This window comes from Synechococcus sp. WC10meta (assembly GCF_047461475.1).
On the sequence record NZ_JANSHF010000020.1, the window covers coordinates 1 to 16,341 of the forward strand.

Below are 16,341 nucleotides of genomic sequence, written 5' to 3' on the forward strand. Positions count from 1 at the left end.
TGGCTTAGAGCCAAGGGATACCCTGTAACAGGCACAAAGTTTTTTGAATCGACGAGATTGCCGAGCCTGGATGAATTTGACATGCTCATCGTCATGGGTGGCCCTATGAGTGCCAATGACGAAAGCACGTTTCCTTGGCTGGGCCAGGAGAAAGAGTTCATCCGCAATGCTATCGAGGCTGGCAAGTCTATTTTGGGCATCTGTCTGGGGGCGCAACTGATTGCCAGCGCAATGGGGGCTCGGGTGTTTCCCAATCCTGTCAAGGAAATAGGCTGGTGGCCGGTGCAAGGGATCCAACCGGCTAACGAGCTGTCCTTTCGCTTCCCGCCTTCGATTGAGGTTTTTCACTGGCACGGGGAAACTTTCGAGCTGCCGCCCGGTGCAATTCACCTTGCCAAAAGCGAAGGCTGTGAGAATCAGGCCTTTCAGCTTGGACGCTCAGTGATCGGCCTCCAGTTTCACTTGGAAACCACGCCAGAACTGGTGCAAGGGCTTGTCTCCAACTGCCGCGACGAACTATTGCCATCTACCTATGTGCAGTCAGAGGCAGAAATCCTCTCAGCCTCCCCTGAGAAGTACCAAGCCATAAACTGTCTAATGGGCGAGGTCCTCTCCTTTCTCTGTCGTTGCAATCCCTAGCCCAGTGCCACGCTCTAGAGGGCAGCTAGTTCGTAAGATGCGGATCTGAAGGCCAAAGTTGCCAAGGAAATAGACGTGGGCCATCAAGTTTTAGGACTGGGGATTGCAGGTCGGTCGGCTGCACGGCTGCTGCGAGCGCAAGGAAAAGAGGTTTGGGTCTGGGACGAGCAGGACTCGGAGATCTTGCGGCAACGGCAGGCGGATCTGGAACGAGAGGGGATCTCTGTCCACTTGGGCCAGCCTTTTCAACTGCTGCCAGGGGTGGAGCAGGTGGTGGTTAGCCCCGGCGTTGCCTGGGATCACCCGCTGCTGCAAGAGGCACGTCGGCAAGGGATCGAGGTGTTGGGAGAGGCGGAGCTGGCCTGGCAGTTCCTAGAGCATCTGCCTTGGGTGGGGATCACGGGCACCAACGGCAAAAGCACCACCACGGCCCTGGTGGCGGAGATGTTCAAGGCGGCGGGGCTGGAAGGGATCCCTTGCGGCAACATTGGCTTGCCCCTGTCCCAAGTGGCTCTGGAGACTTGGCAAGGGCAGCGTCGGCCAGATTGGATCGTGGCAGAGCTGAGCAGCTACCAACTGGAGGCCAGCAGCCGCCTGATGAAGAGCTCCCCTGGCAGCCCACCCCGCATTGGAGTGTGGACAACTTTCACCCCAGATCACCTAGAGCGGCACGGCACGCTGGAGCGCTATGCCAGCTTTAAGGCGCGGCTACTGGAGCGGGCCCAGTGGCGGGTGGTCAATGGCGAGGACCCCTACCTCTTTCGCCGGCGGCGAGACTGGGAAAAGACCTACTGGGTTTCGCTGCAGGATCCACAAGCGGATGTCTTCCTGCGAGGGAGCACGCTTTACATCCAGGGGGAGGCGGTGGCGGAGCTGGAGGACTTTGCCGAGCGCTGCCCTGGCTCACACAACTTGCAAAACTTGCTCTTGGCAGCAGCGGCTGCTCATCTAGCCGGGATCCCCAACGCTGCCCTTCAAGCCGCCATCCGCTCTTTTGCCGGCATGCCCCATCGGCTGGAACGGGTGGCCCAAATCCAGGTGGGATCTACCCCCATCCGCTTTGTCAACGACAGCAAGGCCACCAACTACGAGGCCGGCTGGGTCGCGCTCAACGCCCTCTCCCCGCCCATTATCCTCATTGCCGGGGGAAGGGCCAAACAGGGGGATCCCTCGGCCTGGCTGCGGCTTATTCAGGCCAAGGTGGCCCGCGTGTTGCTCATTGGGGAGGCCGCTCCTAAGCTGGCCAAGGCCCTTCAGGAAATCCGCTATACTGACGTCGAGATCCTGCCGACCCTAGATATGGCGGTGGAAAGGGCCTTTGCAGCTGCCTGCTCCCTAGCGCAAGCTCTAGCCAATCCAGCTCAGCCCATCACCGTTTTACTGTCGCCTGCTTGTGCCAGCTTCGACCAGTACCCCAGTTTCGAGCACCGTGGCCACCACTTTCGAGCCTGCTGCCAAGCCCTGGTGGGATTCCTGGAACGCTGAAGCGCGCTGGCTGCGTTGGCTGACGCTGGTCTGGCTGGGGATAGGGCTGGCGGTATTGTTTTCGGCCTCCTACCCGGTGGCGCAGCAGACTACCGGCGATGGCCTCTACTTTTTTAAGCGCCAGTTGCTTTGGGCGGGGCTGGGGCTGGCCTGCTTCACCCTCTTGGTGCGTATCCCCTTGCAGCGCTGGTTCCCCTGGGCCGGGATCCTCTGCCTGCTGGGCATTGGCTTGGTCTGGGCTACCCAGGTGCCGGGGCTAGGGGTTTCCCGCCTGGATGCCAGTCGCTGGCTGGATTTGAAGGTGATCCCTGTCATCCAGCCTTCGGAACTGCTCAAGCCCCTGCTGGTGCTCCAGGGAGCTTGGGTGTTTGGCCGTTGGTTCGAGCATCCCCGCTGGTTTCGTAGAGTCTGGGTTGGGCTCTTTGCTTTGGGGCTGCTGGGGATCCTCACCCAGCCCAACTTGGGCACCACTGCCATCTGCGGTCTTACTCTCTGGGTTATGGCCTGGACGGCTGGGGTCCCCCTCTTCGCCCTTTTGGCTACGGCAGGCCTGGGGACGCTAGCAGCAGTGGTGAGCATCCTCAGCAAAGACTACCAACGGCGGCGCATCCTGGCTTTTTTGGATCCCTGGGGCAATGCCCGAGGAGATGGCTACCAGTTGGTGCAAAGCCTCTTGGCTATTGGCTCAGGGGGGTGGTGGGGCAAAGGCTACGGTCTTTCTCAACAAAAGCTGTTCTACTTGCCCATCCAGTACACGGACTTCATCTTTGCGGTCTATGCGGAGGAGTTTGGCCTAGTGGGATCCCTCTTCTTCCTGGTGCTGTTGGGCTCCTATACCTGGGTGAGCTTGCGAGTCATGTGGCGCTGCCCAGATCTGCCCACTCGTCTAGTGGCCTGTGGCTGCCTGATGTTCCTGGTGGGCCAGGCCTTGCTCAACATCGGCGTGGTGAGCGGGATGCTGCCAACTACAGGGGTGCCCCTGCCTCTAGTGAGCTACGGGGGTAGCTCGATTCTCTCGGCGCTGATCATAGCGGGACTGCTGGTGCGCGCTGCCCGCGAGGTCGGCTGACCATTTTACTCGGCAGCCAGTAGATAGAGACTTTTGGGTTCAGATGGGATCAATCGGTACGGATCCGCTTGGTTAAGCTCTCGACAGAGGCGAGCAAAAGACTGGAGACCTTCAAGGCGCTCGGTGAGCTCGCTGAGGGTATCTAGGTATTCGGCTAAAGCAGCTTGGGAAAGGTACCAAGACTTGTCCAACTCCTGGAAATAGGTCATCTGAAACTCGACGGAAAGATTCTTTTCTCTGAGAAAGACCTGCTCTGGCGTAAGCCCTCGATCAAATGGGGAAAGACGAGCAATGCGCTGGATGCGTTCGCTAGAGATGCGGCCAGCGAAGCCAGAAGCCTTGTACGTATAGGCTGTCCAGAGCTGAGGCCGATCTGCTGGCAAGAGAGCTGCACACCACCTTTCGCTCAGTTCCCGGAAACGAGGGACCTCGAAGTTTAGGACATCAACAGCATCTTGAAGGTACCCATGTTTAAGCAGAAGCTGGGATTCCGCCGCTAGGGAAACTGCCCAACCCTTGAGAGCAATATCGCTGAGCAATAGGCAGTAGGCCTGGCGCTCAACAGGGATCTGATGGGCTTGGTCAGAGAAAAAAATTCGGATATTTCCTGTCCTTCCTCGATGCTGTTCTCGAGGTTAAGTAGCCACGACCTCAGCTCCTTATCACCTCTCGCAGAGGCTTTAATGAAGTTATAGCAGTCTTTAAAAAGAGAACTGACCATCCACCGCCTGGTACTGAGATCTACATCCGATGCTTCAGAAGAGTTAGCTCCCCAGGCACATTGAGCATAAAAGAGTGCAATAGCAGAAAGAGGAACGATGCAAGGTGGCTCTGGAAGAGCCAGAATCTCCTGAATTTCCTCCCTCAGCTCCTCGATCCTTTGCTCTAGGGGGTTGTCGGTTTGATTCCGCATGTCAACCCTGTTGAGCAAGAAGACCATCAAACTGGTTTGACCTCTGAGAAACTCTACGACATCCTTTAGCTCTCTCAAGAGAGTTTCCCGTCCTTGCCAATCTGTCTGAGAGTAATCCAGTGCAACAAAGCTAAAGCACTTGCTGACATGCTCTTGGATAATCCTAAGGCTTGTTCTATCTTGAATTGAGTTTAGGCCAGGCAAGTCATAAATCTCGACCTGTAAGCCCTCAGGCAGGCCTAACAGAAAAGGATTTCTGACCGGCAGCAGCGGACACTCAACGTCTACCTGAGGGATGCCCACCTCCGCTTCATCCCTCTTCTTCCTCTTCTTTCGCCGCTCTTGGTGGTAGGCCTCCATCGTCAGCTTGAGCCGGCTGTAGATTTCTTCGTCCCTCAGGTCTTCCCACGTGCCGCATTCCCAGGTAGCTCCTTCGGTATTGTGGATAACTAGCCTGCTCCGCTCGCTGTGCCTAATCCGCAGGAATCCCGGCACTCATCTCCTGGGCCTCAATAGGCGCGATTTTCCGGCCAATGAGGGCGTTCACAATAGTGGATTTACCCGAAGAGGTGGTGCCAATGGTGGCAATCCGGAAGGAGGGCTTCTGTAGGCGGGCAACAGCCTCTTCGTAGACAACCCGAAAGGCCTGCAGCTTTTCCAGCAGCACAGAGCTGCTAATGACGTCGTGGTATTCGCTGAGGATCCCGGCAGTGAGGTTGCCAAGGGTGAACAGTGACTCTCTTGCGATCCGCAGGGCTACCGAGGGATCCGTAGAATCAAGCCTGTGATGCGCTCCTTCAGATAGAGTTGAAGATGAATGCCGACAGCTCTCAAGCCGCTTCGCCGGCATTATAGTCATTATAGTCCTTTCGCCAGTACCGTGGTTCGTTTTCTTCGCATTTTTTCAGCGTCCTTCTTGCCAGCAATGCTGATTTAGTAGCATAAAGAAATGGCTCTAAAATGCACATAGCCGCCGGCAGTTCTGGGGTCAACAAGAGGTAGTTTGCGAATGATGGATGGCTCTTTGCAATCTTTCTTCGCCTCTGCCAGCCAGGTGGGGCTGGGAGTAGCGGTCTTCCTGGCGCTGCTCACTCTGCTGGCCTGGATACGCAACTGGCCTTGGAAGTTTTCGCTAGTGGGCTACACGGCCTTTACCTTGGTCCTAACGGCAGGCTGTTTTGCTCTGAGCCTAGGGCCCATTTTCCGCTCCCGCATCCCCGGGGCTGCTCCCTACACCACTGTCTATGACCAAGGGGCGGAGCGGGCGGTCATTGCCGTTAGCCCAGATATTACCCCGGAGCAACTGATCCTTACGCTGAAGCAGGCAGCTAGCGATCTGGCCTCCTCTGGTCGTTTCTCTACCGGCTCGCCGGTATTTACCCTGCAGGCCCGCACTGTCATCCACCCCGAGCCGGGAGTCTCTGAGCCCTTACTTTTGGGCACGCTGCAACAGCCTTTGGGGAAACGCCTGCGCACCCCGGAAGAACAACAGCAGCAGCAAATCCACCTGGAGGAAGAGGCCTTTGCTCGGCTGCGTAGGTTAGCCCAAGCTCAGGAGGCCGCCCCGCCCTCTGAGGGGACTTTGCAAGAGCCTCCCCTGGCCCAGTCCTGAGCCCTCAGCCAGCGGCGCAGATCTTGCCCTACTTGCTCAGGGATCTCCCAGGGAAAGAGGTGAGCCACGTTGGGATAGACAATGCAGGTGCACTGAGGGAGAAGGCGGGCCGTGGCTAGGCTGCTGGCAACAGTGATGTGGCAATCCTGCTCCGCAGCCAGAATCAAAACCGGCAGGTGCAGGCGGTGCAGCTCTCCCTCGCGGTTGTAGCCCTGTCGAAGGGCAGCGCGTAGGGCTTGGCGAGCCTGAGGAGAGGTATGCAGGTAAGCCGGCAAAGCTGCCTGGGCCAGGTAGCGATAGGTTCTCGGGGTATGTCTCTGGATTAGGTAGCGGTAGAGAGAGCGGCGGCCAAAGGTGTTGATGTTCCAACTCCAGCCGGGCCAAAGCCAGTTGAGCAGCGAAGCAATGCCGGTGTTGAGCTGATCCCAAAAATCGGTAGGGGGATGGTTGCTGCGGGGACAGGCAGCGCTGGCCACTAGGATCAAGCCTTTGACCCGCTGGGGTAGGCGCAAAGCCAACTCTAGGGCTAGGATCCCGCCCAAAGACCAGCCCAGTAGCAGACACTCCTGCCAGCCCAGGCGATCCAGCAGCTCCTGCAAGTCCTCCAGGTGGGCCGACATCTCAAAGGGATCCCGTACTTGCGAACGCCCGTAGCCGCGCAGATCTGGGGCTACGCAGGGGTGCATCCCAGCCACCGCCTCGGCAAAAACTTCCATGCAGTCGGCATTGCCGGGATGGCCGTGGAGCAGCAAGATGGGCAGGGAAGGGATCCCTTCTCCCCAGGCCCGGTAGTAAAGCTGTAGGCCCATAGCTTAAGCGCTGGCCACCTTTTTCGGCGTCGGCTGCAGCTTCACCCCATTAGGAATGCAGATCAGGTTCTGATCCAGGATCTGCACAAACCCCTTCGAGCGCAGGGATCCCAGCAGGCGGGTTACCGTCACGCGGGTAGCGCCAATGGCATCCCCAATCTGGGCGTGGGTTAGAGTCCAGGGGAGGTACATCCCCTGGTCGCAGGGCTGGCCGTACTCCTCGATCAACAGGCTTAGAAACCCCCTGAGGCGGTCAATGGCTCGACGCTGGCCCAGGTTGCCTAGCCAGAGCAACTTGCGCTGGAGTTGCTGGCGGAAGCTTTCCTGAATCTTCTGGTGCAGATAGGGCCACTGTTCTAAATCCTTCCAGTAAAACCACATCACCGTGGTGCGATCGACGTGGGTACAGGCTTTTAGCTCAAAGCGCTCTGGGTGGCTCACCTCAAAGGGCACGCCAGGTGTGATAAACCCAACAAAAACTTCCCGCCGCTCTGGCGTTTGGCTGACCAGGCGCACCACCCCCTCCTGGGGGATATACACCAGTCCCGGACGGGTGGGGATGCGCACATCTTTGGGAAAGGTGCGAGAGCGGTAGTGCTCCTCAGCCCACTGGCAGAGTTCTCGCCACTCCTGAGCTTCTGTTGCCGATGCAATGGAAACTAGGGACATGGGATAGACTTCCTGTCGATTGGGCAACCTCAGGGGCTACATTGGGCTCTTCCCTCCACCAAAGACGCCATTGGCAGCCCCCACAAGAGGAAGAAGACTAGCTTTACCTTAGCTTCATAATGACCCTCAAAATTTACTGAACGACACCGTACCTCTACGGATATTGTCCGTAAGACTATGCTCAATGATAACATGCTAGACTGCGCTTCTCAGGCTTTGTCTTGGCTTCCGGCCGGCTGTAGGCTTGGCAGCAGAGGGCATCATGGAGGCAGCCGAGCTTGGTCGAAGGGAAGGATGGCCAGGGGTGGGTGAGGGGTGGCACTGATGAACATTCTCGTCAGCAACGATGACGGCATCCAAGCGGCCGGGGTGCGGTGTTTGGCGGCAACGCTGGCTCAGATAGGCGGGCACCAGGTAACGGTGGTCTGTCCGGATCGGGAGCGCTCGGCCACGGGCCATGCCCTAACCTTGCACAAGCCTCTAAGGCTGGAGCCGGTGCGGGAGGGGTTTCCGCCAGAGGTGCAAGCTTGGGCCTGTTCAGGCACACCTTCGGACTGCGTCAAGCTGGGTTTGGATGGCTTGCTGCAACATCGTCCTGACTGGGTGATTTCCGGCATCAACCAGGGGGCCAACTTGGGCACCGATGTGCTCTACTCGGGCACTGTCTCAGCAGCCATGGAAGGGCTGTTGGAAGGGATCCCCAGCCTGGCAGTGAGCCTGGCCAGCTTTACCCACCAGGATTTTCAGCCGGCGGCCCAGGTGGTGCTGACCCTGCTGGAGAAGCTGAGCCTGAAGCCCCTAGAGAAGCCAATGCTGTTGAACGTCAACGTGCCGCCGCTGGGGCTAGCTGAAATACGCGGCATGGTCTTGGCCCGCCTGGCCTGGCGCAAGTACACAGATCTCTACGAGAAACGAGTAGACCCCCGCGGCAAGGCTTACTACTGGCTGGCAGGAGAGGTGGTGGAAGAGGAGGTGGATCCCTGCTCTGATGTGCGGGCAGTTGCCGAGGGCTACGTGTCGATTACGCCCCTGCAGCCAGATCTGACGGCCTACGCAGCTTTCGACAGCCTGCAGCGCTGGGGACTCTCAACCTTTGGCTCTTGAAGCTTTGGCAGTCGATCCCCTTGCCAGGGGCCAAGAGGCCTCTAGCTGGCTCGCCCTAGCCTCGTAGGACTAGGGGGAAAAGGCTGTCAGTTCCAGCAGCCGTTCTGCCACGACCTGGGGAACGGGCATCACCGACAGTCGCGTGCCCCGCCGCACCACCTCTAGCTCTGCAGGGGTAAAAGTGGCCCGCAACTGGGCCAAAGGGATCAAGCGCTCAAAGGCAGCAACGAATTGCACTCGCACCGTGTACCAGCGGGGAGCTGCAGGGGTTGACTTGGGATCGTAGTAGGGGCTGGTGGGATCAAACTGGCTGGGATCCACCACCTGGGTTTCCACGATCTCCATTAAGCCGGCTATGCCGGGAGGGTTGGCGTTGGAGTGGTAGAAAAAGGCGCGATCCCCAGGCTGCATAGCCTTCAGGTAGTTGCGGGCTTGGTAGTTGCGCACGCCGTCCCAGAGAGTTTGGCCCTCCCGCTGCAGATCCCAGATGCTGTAGACGCTGGGCTCCGATTTCATCAGCCAGTAGTTCATAGGGCTTAGGAAAAGCCGAGGTCTAGGTGCGGGCCAGGGATCCGGCCACAAAGTCCACGAAGTTTTGCAAGATCTTCAAACCAACCGGGCCGGACTTTTCCGGGTGAAACTGGGTGGCCAACACAGCGCCCTGGGCAATGGCGGCCACACAGGTTTGGCTGCCGTGCTGAGTGGTGGCAACCACCCAGCTTGGGTCGTTGGGCACTGCATGGTAGGAGTGGACAAAATAGACCCAGGCTTGGTCAGGGATCCCTGCCCAAAGGGGAGACTGGGGCTGGGTGAGGTGCAACTGGTTCCAGCCCATGTGGGGGATGCGCAGGCCTGGCTCTGGTCGAAAGCGTTGCACCCGTCCTGGCACGATGCCCAGCCCTGGCTCGTTTCCCTCTTCGCTGCTTTCAAACAAAACCTGCAGCCCAAGGCAGATGCCCAGGAAGGGCTGCTGCCGCTCCACTGCCGCTCGGAGGGCTTCCACAAAGCCCCGCGCCCGCAACTGCTGCATGGCTGGGTCGAAAGCCCCATCTCCCGGCAAGACGACGCCATCAAAAGCCTCTAGGCCGTCCGGCTCTGTTACTAGCTGCACCTCGGCCCCGGCCCGCTCCAGCCCTTTGCAAGCTGAATGCAAGTTGCCGGCATCATAGTCGATCACCGCCAGGCGCACGGCTTTCATGGATCCTTTCAAGGGCCTATCAGTAGAGTGGTTCTATGGCAGTCGCAGCACCTACGGAAGAGCTGACCCCCTCCGCTCAGCTTGGCTGGCCGAAGGCTGCCTACCTGCACATCCCCTTCTGTCGGCAGCGCTGCCACTACTGCGATTTTGCCACTGGCCTGGGCACCCGCGAGCTCATAGAAACCTATGTGCAGGTGCTCTGCCAAGAGATCGGTGGCGCCTATCGCTACCGCCATTTGGCCGGGGATCCCCAACCCTTGACCAGCATTTTTTTCGGCGGCGGCACCCCCTCCCTGCTGACGGTGGAGCAATTGGGCCGGATCTTGGCTCAACTCAGGGAGCGGATCCCGTTTCATCCCGACTGCGAGATTTCGCTTGAGGCCAACCCCGGCACCTTGACGCGGGAGCAGTTGGCGGGCTACCGGGACCTGGGGGTCAACCGCATTAGCTTGGGAGCCCAGGCGTTTCAGGCAGAGCTGCTGGCCGCCTGCGGTCGCCTACACGGAGTGGAAGAAATTTATGAAGCTGTGGCCGACTTGAAGGCGGTGGGCTTTGAGAACTTCAACCTGGACTTGATCTTCGGGCTGCCCTACCAAACTTTGGAACATTGGCAGGAGTCCCTGCAAGCTGTTCTTGAAATCAACCCGGCCCACGTCTCCGTTTACGATCTCACCCTCGAGCCCGAAACTCGCTTTGGCCGGCTGTACCGGCCGGGAGAGGCGCCCCTGCCCAGCGAAGAGGCGACCGTTGAAATGTACTTGATGGCCCGGCGTCTCCTCACCCAGGCAGGCTATATCCACTACGAGATCTCCAATTTTGCCCGCCCTGGGTATGCCTGTCGCCACAACCGGGTGTACTGGGAAAATCGCCCCTACTTTGGCTTTGGCATGGGATCTGTCGGCTACGAAGGGGGGCGGCGCATTCACCAGCCGAGGACTCTCCACAAGTATTTTGAACAGGTCAAAGCCCAAGTTCACCCCCTCCCGCCGCCAGCCTCTCTAGAAGAAATCTGGATGGATACGGTGATGTTGGGGCTGCGCCTCCAGGAAGGGCTGGATTTGGCAACTTTACAGGAGCGCTTTGGCAGCAGGAGGGTGGAGCAGGCTCTGCAGAGGCTGGATCCCTACTTTGAAAAAGGTTGGGCCAGTTGCGAAGGGGGACGGCTACGGCTAGTCCCGCCCGAGGGCTGGCTGTTTTCCAACGAGATTATTGAAGAGCTGTTGTTTTGAAGTTGGCCGAAGGCCGAGTGGAGGCAGACTCCCAGCCGAAGCTAAGGCAGCTCAGGGGCTGGGGGGTGTTGCTGCAAAACCTGCTTCAGGTACCGCCCCGTATGGGATCCCGGGTGTTCGGCTACTTCTTCCGGGGTGCCGACGGCAACAATTTGGCCGCCCTGGTCGCCCCCTTCCGGCCCTAAGTCGATGATCCAGTCGGCACAGCGGAGAATGTCCAGGTTGTGCTCGATCACCAGCACGGTGTTGCCCGCATCCACCAGCCGCTGCAGGACGTTCAAAAGTTTGTGAACATCGTAAAACGACAGGCCGGTGGAGGGTTCATCCAATAGATAAAGGGTTTTGCCGGTGGAGCGGCGGGCCAGTTCTGCGGCCAGCTTCACCCGCTGCGCTTCCCCACCCGAGAGGGTTGGAGCCGGCTGACCCAGCTTGATGTAGTCGAGGCCCACATCGGCCAGGGTCTGCAGGATCTTGGCCGCAGGGGGCAGGGCAGCGAAAAACTCCAGCGCCTCTCCCACCGTCATATCCAGGACTTCGGCGATGTTTTTGCCCTTGTACTTGACCTGGAGGGTCTCGCGGCTGTAGCGCTTGCCGCCACAGACTTCGCAGGTAACATACACATCGGGCAGGAAATTCATCTCAATCACGTTCACCCCTTGCCCTTTGCAGGCTTCGCAGCGCCCGCCCTTGACGTTGAAGGAGAAGTGGCCAGCTGGATAGCCTCTGGCTTTGGCGTCCCGAGTCTGGGCAAAGGCTTGGCGGATGGGATCAAACAGACCCGTGTAGGTGGCAGGGTTGGAGCGAGGAGTGCGGCCAATGGGGGATTGGTCGATGACAATAACCTTGTCGATGTGTTCAATGCCGTGTAACTCCCCCATTTCCGCCGGCTTGGGCACCTTCTGGCCGAGGTAGTGTTGCAGGGCGGGGTAGAGCAGTTCGTTGACTAAGGTGGACTTGCCGGAGCCGGAGACCCCCGTAACACAGACCAGCTTGCCCAGGGGGATCTCCACATCGATGTGCTTGAGGTTGTTTTTGTGGGCATTGGTGAGCTTGAGGGCAACCCCTTTCCCCGGTCGGCGCTGGGCAGGGGTAGGGATCCGCCTCCGCCCCGAAAGGTAAGCTCCCGTCATGGAGCGCTCGCAGGCCAGGATGTCGGCTAGAGACCCTTGGGCCACCACTTCTCCTCCGTGGATGCCAGCTCCAGGGCCAATGTCCACAATGTGGTCGGCGGCGCGGATGGTTTCCTCGTCGTGCTCCACCACGATTAGGGTGTTGCCCAGATCCCGTAGGCGAAACAGGGTCTGCAAGAGGCGGCGGTTATCCCGCTGGTGCAAGCCAATGGAGGGTTCGTCCAGCACATAGAGCACGCCCGCCAGGCCAGAGCCAATCTGGCTAGCCAGCCGGATCCGCTGCGCTTCACCCCCCGAAAGGGTCATGGCCGGGCGGGCCAAGGTGAGGTAGTCAAGGCCCACGTCGATCAAAAACTGCAGCCGGGTTTTGATCTCCCGCAGCACCAGCTCGGCAATCTGCGCCTGGCGAGGGGTGAGCTTCAAATGCTCTAAGCGGTGTAGGCACTCCCGGATAGAGACCTCGGTGAGATCGGTGATACGGTAGCCGCCGACGCGCACTGCCAGGGCCTCAGGGCGAAGGCGAGCCCCCCCACAGGCCGCACAGGGGCGGTAGGTGAGGTAGGTTTCCAGCTTTTGCCGGTAGGTCTCGGAGGTGGTTTCTTGGTAGTGCCGCTGCAACTGCGGGATCACCCCTTCGTAGCGACGGTAGTAGCCCCGGCCCCGGTAGGGGGATTCTGCCTCAACGTAGATCTCCTGGTCGGTGCCGTAGAGGAGGATTTGCTGCTGCTCGGGAGTGAGGTCGCACCAGCGGCTGCTGAGGTCAAAGCCAAAGGCCTTGGCGACCCCTGCCAGCAACCCCAGGTAGTAGGGGTTCTCCCGCTCGGCCCAGGGTGCGATGGCCGCGTAGAGGGGAAGTTTGGGATCGGGCACAATGCGGTCGGGGTCGAAGATGGGCTCAAAGCCCAAGCCGTGACAGACAGGACAGGCGCCAACGGGCGAGTTGAAGGAAAATAGCCGCGGCGACAGCTCGCTCAGCACCGAGCCATGTTCGGGGCAGGCAAATTGCTCAGAGAAGATCAGCTCCGTCGGCTTGCCGTTGAGGTACTGCCCCGCCACCTCGGCTACTTTTTGCAACAGATGTTCCCGCTCCTCCTCGCGGGGCAAGAGCTCCACTACCGCCAGTCCCCCCGACTGGCGCAGACAGGTGGTCAGGGAATCGGCCAGCCGCTCTGCAATGTCGGGGCCCTTGACCAGCCGATCCACCACCACCTCGATAGTGTGGGTCTTGTTTTTGTCCAAGGTGATCTCTTCGCTGAGATCCCATACCTGGCCGTCGACACGCACCCGCACAAATCCCTGCTGGCGCAGGCTTTGCAGGAGCGCTGCGTGGGTGCCCTTTTTCCCCCTCACCACAGGCGCAAGCAGCTGAAAGCGCGTCCGATCCGGCAAGGCCAGGATCTGATCCACCATTTGATCCACCGTCTGGGGAGCGATCACCCGGTCGCAATGGGGGCAGTGCGGGATCCCAGCCCGCCCGTAGAGCAGCCGCAGGTAGTCGTAGATCTCGGTAACGGTGCCCACCGTGGAGCGGGGGTTGTGGCTGGTGGACTTTTGGTCGATGGCAATGGCCGGGCTCAAGCCCTCGATGCGATCCACATCCGGCTTGTCCAGTTGCCCTAGAAATTGCCGCGCATAGGCACTGAGGGACTCCACATAGCGCCGCTGCCCCTCGGCAAAAATGGTGTCGAAAGCCAGCGAAGATTTGCCGGACCCGGAGACGCCCGTAAACACCACCAGGCGATTGCGCGGGATCCGCAGCTCGATGTTCTTGAGGTTGTGCTGCCGCGCCCCCACTACGTGGATTTCGTTCTGGCCGGACATCTCGTCCCCTCTGTGCGCAGCGCAGGTCGAAAAACAACGAAAGTTAAGGAACATTAACGATTCTAGTGCCTTCTAGTGCCGCGGCAGAGGTCTGTCTTCTCCAATCGAGAAGGGGTACCAGCCAGCTGGGTCTATCGTGGGCAGGAGAAGGAAAAAGACTTGGCTATCTTGGAAGGGCCACTTGAGGGATCCCAAAGCAACCTAGCCCATGGCCTGGCCGCTGCTTGCTGTCCAAAAAGTCTTCATCTACCTGCTGGTGGGGATCGCCTTCACGGCCCTCTGCCTTGGAGATCAGGCCCTGTCGCCGGCGGTTATCGCCCTCTGCTTGGCGGCGGGGGTGGGCAGTTGGTTCTGGGAGCCACCCCGGATTAGCTTTGCCCGCTATGCGCCCCTCTGGATGCCGCTGACGGTGAGCGTGTTGGTCAGCTTGGCGGCGTTGGTGCTCTCGGGCTTCCTGCAGCTTTCGGATGGGGCCATTGGCCTGGTGCTCTACCTAACGGGGGCCAAGTTGTTTCAGCGGGAGCGGGCAGCAGATCACATCCAGTTGGCGGTGTTGTCGCTGCTGTTGATGGCGATTGCCACCCTGTTCAACCAAGATATTAGCTTTGGACTCCTCTTCCTGCTTTACGTGGGGGTAGGGCTAGTTAACCTCACCCTTTATCATCTGCGCCTCCAAGCCGAGCAGCACCCGCAGGCGGCCAGCCAAGTCCGCAGGATCGACCTTGGCTTTCTGGGGTTTCTTGGATCCCTGGCCTTGCTGGCCATGGCCCTGTCAGTGGCTTTGTTTTTCCTATTTCCGCGCGTCGGCTTGGGGATCTTAGGCCGGCAGGCCCGTTCGCCGGTGATGACCACTGGCTTTGCCGAAGAGGTCAGCCTGGGGGAGTTTGGCACCCTCAAGACTGACAACACCGTTGTCATGCGGGTGGAGTTCCCGGCAGGGGTGCTGCCCCAGGTGGAGTCTCTCTACTGGCGTGGCATGAGCTTTGATCACTACGACGGGCGGGCTTGGTCGCGGACGCTGGATCGCTCGCTCTCGATTTTCCCCAACGCGGCAGGGGTTTTTGAGCTCTCGGCCTCCCCCTTGATCCCTGCTGCCTCCGACCTACAGTTCTTTCCGCTGGAGCAGCTCATCTACCTAGAGCCGCTGGCCACCAACACCGTTTTTGGGGTGGCGCCGCTGGTGGAGGTGGAATGGCTGGATCGAGGTGGGGCGATGACCCCACAGCAGAGGTGGCAATGGCAAAACCGCCGCCTGCTCCTGCGCGAGACTGGAGATGTCAGCCATTCTCTGCCCCCCCGGATGCCCTATCTCTACCGTGCCGTGAGCCGGATCCCACGGGATCTGGAACCCCGCCTGCGCCAGCTTGGCCGGGAGGAGCTGCTGAGCGCTCTTGACCCAGTCCAGCAACAAGCCTATCTGCAGTTGCCAGAAGACCTGGATCCGCGCATTCCCGCCTTGGCAGAGGAGATCACGGCTGGGATCCCCGATGTCTTTGGCAAGGTAACGGCTCTGCGGAACTACCTGCTAGAGAACTACGCCTACACCACCAATTTGCCGGATCCCGGTGCCGAGCCGCCTTTGGAGGCTTTTTTGTTTACCCATCGCCGCGGCCACTGCGAATACTTTGCCACCGCTCTGACGGTGCTGGCCCGCAGCCTTGGCATACCGGCCCGCGTGGTCAATGGCTTCTTGGGCGGTCGCTGGGTGGCGCAGGAAAAGTACCTGGCGGTGCGCAACGCCGATGCCCATTCTTGGACGGAGATCCCCTTTGGCCCCTATGGATGGATCATCTTCGATGCCACGCCGGCAGAGGCCAATGTTAGCCAGCGGGAAACCTGGTGGGATCCCATCCTAGACTTCTACGACAGCCTGCGCTTTCGCTGGTTTAAGTATGTGATTCAGTACGACCTATTTACCCAGCGGCAGATCTGGCGGCAAATCCAAGAGCTGGCTAGCCGCGTGACCACCCCCCAAAAGCAAGAGGATGTCGTCGCCGCCTTCCGCCGCAGCCTGCTGGGCTGGGGACAAACGCTGCAACAGAACAGCCTGCCCCTGGTGGGGGTGATTTTAATCACCAGTTCCATGGCCTACTGGGGTCGCCGCCGCCGCTATCAGGCCCTGCGCTGGCAGGATGGGGGGTGGATTCTGTTGGCCACTGCCGGCAATGGGGTTTTGCTGGGATCCCTGTGGCAGCCTCCGCCCCCCTGGCCCACCTGGATGGTTGGCCTCTTGCTACCGAGTCTGGCCTTTGCTGGGATGCGCTGGATCCCGGCGGCTCTACCTAAGTCGCAGCAGCGCCGCCAGCTTATCTCAAGGCTTTATCTGCAACTGCGGGACCTGGCGACGGCGGTGGGGATCCCCGCCCACCTAGGGCCAGAAGCTTGCCTAGAACACTTGCGCCAGGCCGACTTGCCTCAGGTTGAACTGGCCATCCGGTTCCTGCAGCGCTACCTGGAAGTACGCTTTGGCGGGATCCCGCTGGAAGCCGGGGAACTGCAGCGTTGGCAACACCACCTTAGACAGCTTAGGCGGTCCTGGCAGGCCAAGAGTTCGACGCCTGCTCCCAAAAGAACAGCTTGACTGGAAGACGGCTATAAAGCTCTACGAGAAGCCTTGACGTTATGCGGCAGTTAAGAGATAGTTAACTCTAGGTATAGACCTC

Annotated in this window: 15 protein-coding genes; 7 read left to right on the top strand and 8 right to left on the bottom strand. The window is 59.7% G+C overall.

The annotated features are described in order from the left end of the window. The 3 genes from NW804_RS09165 to NW804_RS09175 form a co-directional block, all read left to right on the top strand. Positions 1 to 639: type 1 glutamine amidotransferase (locus tag NW804_RS09165; RefSeq protein WP_414423380.1), on the top strand; the 639-nt coding region annotated here is incomplete at its 5' end. 75 nt (positions 640 to 714) lie between these two features. Then, positions 715 to 2,124 carry a UDP-N-acetylmuramoyl-L-alanine--D-glutamate ligase gene (gene murD, locus NW804_RS09170; RefSeq protein ID WP_414423381.1) on the top strand — a complete coding sequence of 470 codons (1,410 nt, stop codon included), beginning with the start codon at positions 715 to 717 and terminating at the stop codon, positions 2,122 to 2,124. Then, positions 2,069 to 3,193: an FtsW/RodA/SpoVE family cell cycle protein gene (locus NW804_RS09175; protein WP_414423382.1), complete on the top strand. Its 1,125-nt coding sequence runs from the start codon at positions 2,069 to 2,071 to the stop codon at positions 3,191 to 3,193. Before murD ends, NW804_RS09175 begins: the two co-directional genes overlap by 56 nt. Before the next feature lie 5 nt (positions 3,194 to 3,198). On the opposite strand, the gene NW804_RS09180 is transcribed toward NW804_RS09175, so the two are convergent. From NW804_RS09180 to NW804_RS09190, 3 genes are all read right to left on the bottom strand, one after another. Then, a complete protein-coding gene (locus tag NW804_RS09180) occupies positions 3,199 to 3,576 on the bottom strand; it encodes a hypothetical protein (RefSeq protein ID WP_414423383.1) in 378 nt (125 codons plus the stop codon). Positions 3,577 to 3,689: 113 nt separating this feature from the next. Continuing rightward, positions 3,690 to 4,601 (bottom strand): hypothetical protein, encoded by a 912-nt coding sequence (locus NW804_RS09185; protein ID WP_414423384.1) that lies wholly within the window; start codon positions 4,599 to 4,601, stop codon positions 3,690 to 3,692. Then, a complete protein-coding gene (locus NW804_RS09190) occupies positions 4,579 to 4,965 on the bottom strand; it encodes a dynamin family protein (protein WP_414402069.1) in 387 nt (128 codons plus the stop codon). The genes NW804_RS09185 and NW804_RS09190 overlap by 23 nt, the downstream gene beginning before the upstream one ends. 150 nt (positions 4,966 to 5,115) lie before the next feature. Here NW804_RS09190 and NW804_RS09195 point away from each other — a divergent pair, with 150 nt between their 5' ends. Next, positions 5,116 to 5,718, top strand: a complete 603-nt coding sequence (locus NW804_RS09195) for a Ycf51 family protein (RefSeq protein ID WP_240531002.1) — start codon at positions 5,116 to 5,118, stop codon at positions 5,716 to 5,718. Here NW804_RS09195 and NW804_RS09200 read toward each other — a convergent pair. Together NW804_RS09200 and NW804_RS09205 are read right to left on the bottom strand one after the other, a co-directional pair. Continuing rightward, positions 5,658 to 6,527 (bottom strand): alpha/beta fold hydrolase, encoded by an 870-nt coding sequence (locus NW804_RS09200; protein ID WP_414423385.1) that lies wholly within the window; start codon positions 6,525 to 6,527, stop codon positions 5,658 to 5,660. The genes NW804_RS09195 and NW804_RS09200 overlap by 61 nt on opposite strands. A 3-nt stretch (positions 6,528 to 6,530) precedes the next feature. Further along, a complete protein-coding gene (locus NW804_RS09205; RefSeq protein WP_414423386.1) occupies positions 6,531 to 7,196 on the bottom strand; it encodes a Crp/Fnr family transcriptional regulator in 666 nt (221 codons plus the stop codon). A gap of 324 nt (positions 7,197 to 7,520) precedes the next feature. Here NW804_RS09205 and surE point away from each other — a divergent pair, with 324 nt between their 5' ends. After that, positions 7,521 to 8,300 carry a 5'/3'-nucleotidase SurE gene (surE, locus tag NW804_RS09210; RefSeq protein ID WP_414420112.1) on the top strand — a complete coding sequence of 260 codons (780 nt, stop codon included), beginning with the start codon at positions 7,521 to 7,523 and terminating at the stop codon, positions 8,298 to 8,300. Positions 8,301 to 8,369: 69 nt separating this feature from the next. Here the strand turns inward: surE and NW804_RS09215 are convergent, their stop codons facing one another. Both NW804_RS09215 and hisH read right to left on the bottom strand, forming a co-directional pair. Beyond that, on the bottom strand, positions 8,370 to 8,831 hold the full coding sequence (locus NW804_RS09215; protein ID WP_414396766.1) for an EVE domain-containing protein: 462 nt from the start codon (positions 8,829 to 8,831) through the stop codon (positions 8,370 to 8,372). A 22-nt stretch (positions 8,832 to 8,853) separates the two neighbouring features. After that, positions 8,854 to 9,498 carry an imidazole glycerol phosphate synthase subunit HisH gene (hisH, locus tag NW804_RS09220; protein WP_414423387.1) on the bottom strand — a complete coding sequence of 215 codons (645 nt, stop codon included), beginning with the start codon at positions 9,496 to 9,498 and terminating at the stop codon, positions 8,854 to 8,856. Between the two features lie 35 nt (positions 9,499 to 9,533). Between hisH and hemW the strand changes: the two genes are divergently transcribed. Continuing rightward, a complete protein-coding gene (hemW, locus tag NW804_RS09225) occupies positions 9,534 to 10,727 on the top strand; it encodes a radical SAM family heme chaperone HemW (RefSeq protein WP_414423388.1) in 1,194 nt (397 codons plus the stop codon). A gap of 41 nt (positions 10,728 to 10,768) precedes the next feature. Here the strand turns inward: hemW and uvrA are convergent, their stop codons facing one another. Continuing rightward, positions 10,769 to 13,678: an excinuclease ABC subunit UvrA gene (gene uvrA / locus NW804_RS09230; protein WP_414423389.1), complete on the bottom strand. Its 2,910-nt coding sequence runs from the start codon at positions 13,676 to 13,678 to the stop codon at positions 10,769 to 10,771. Between the two features lie 208 nt (positions 13,679 to 13,886). On the opposite strand from uvrA, the gene NW804_RS09235 reads away from it, so the two are divergent. Next, a complete protein-coding gene (locus tag NW804_RS09235) occupies positions 13,887 to 16,259 on the top strand; it encodes a DUF3488 and DUF4129 domain-containing transglutaminase family protein (protein ID WP_414423390.1) in 2,373 nt (790 codons plus the stop codon). Positions 16,260 to 16,341: the final 82 nt, after the last annotated feature.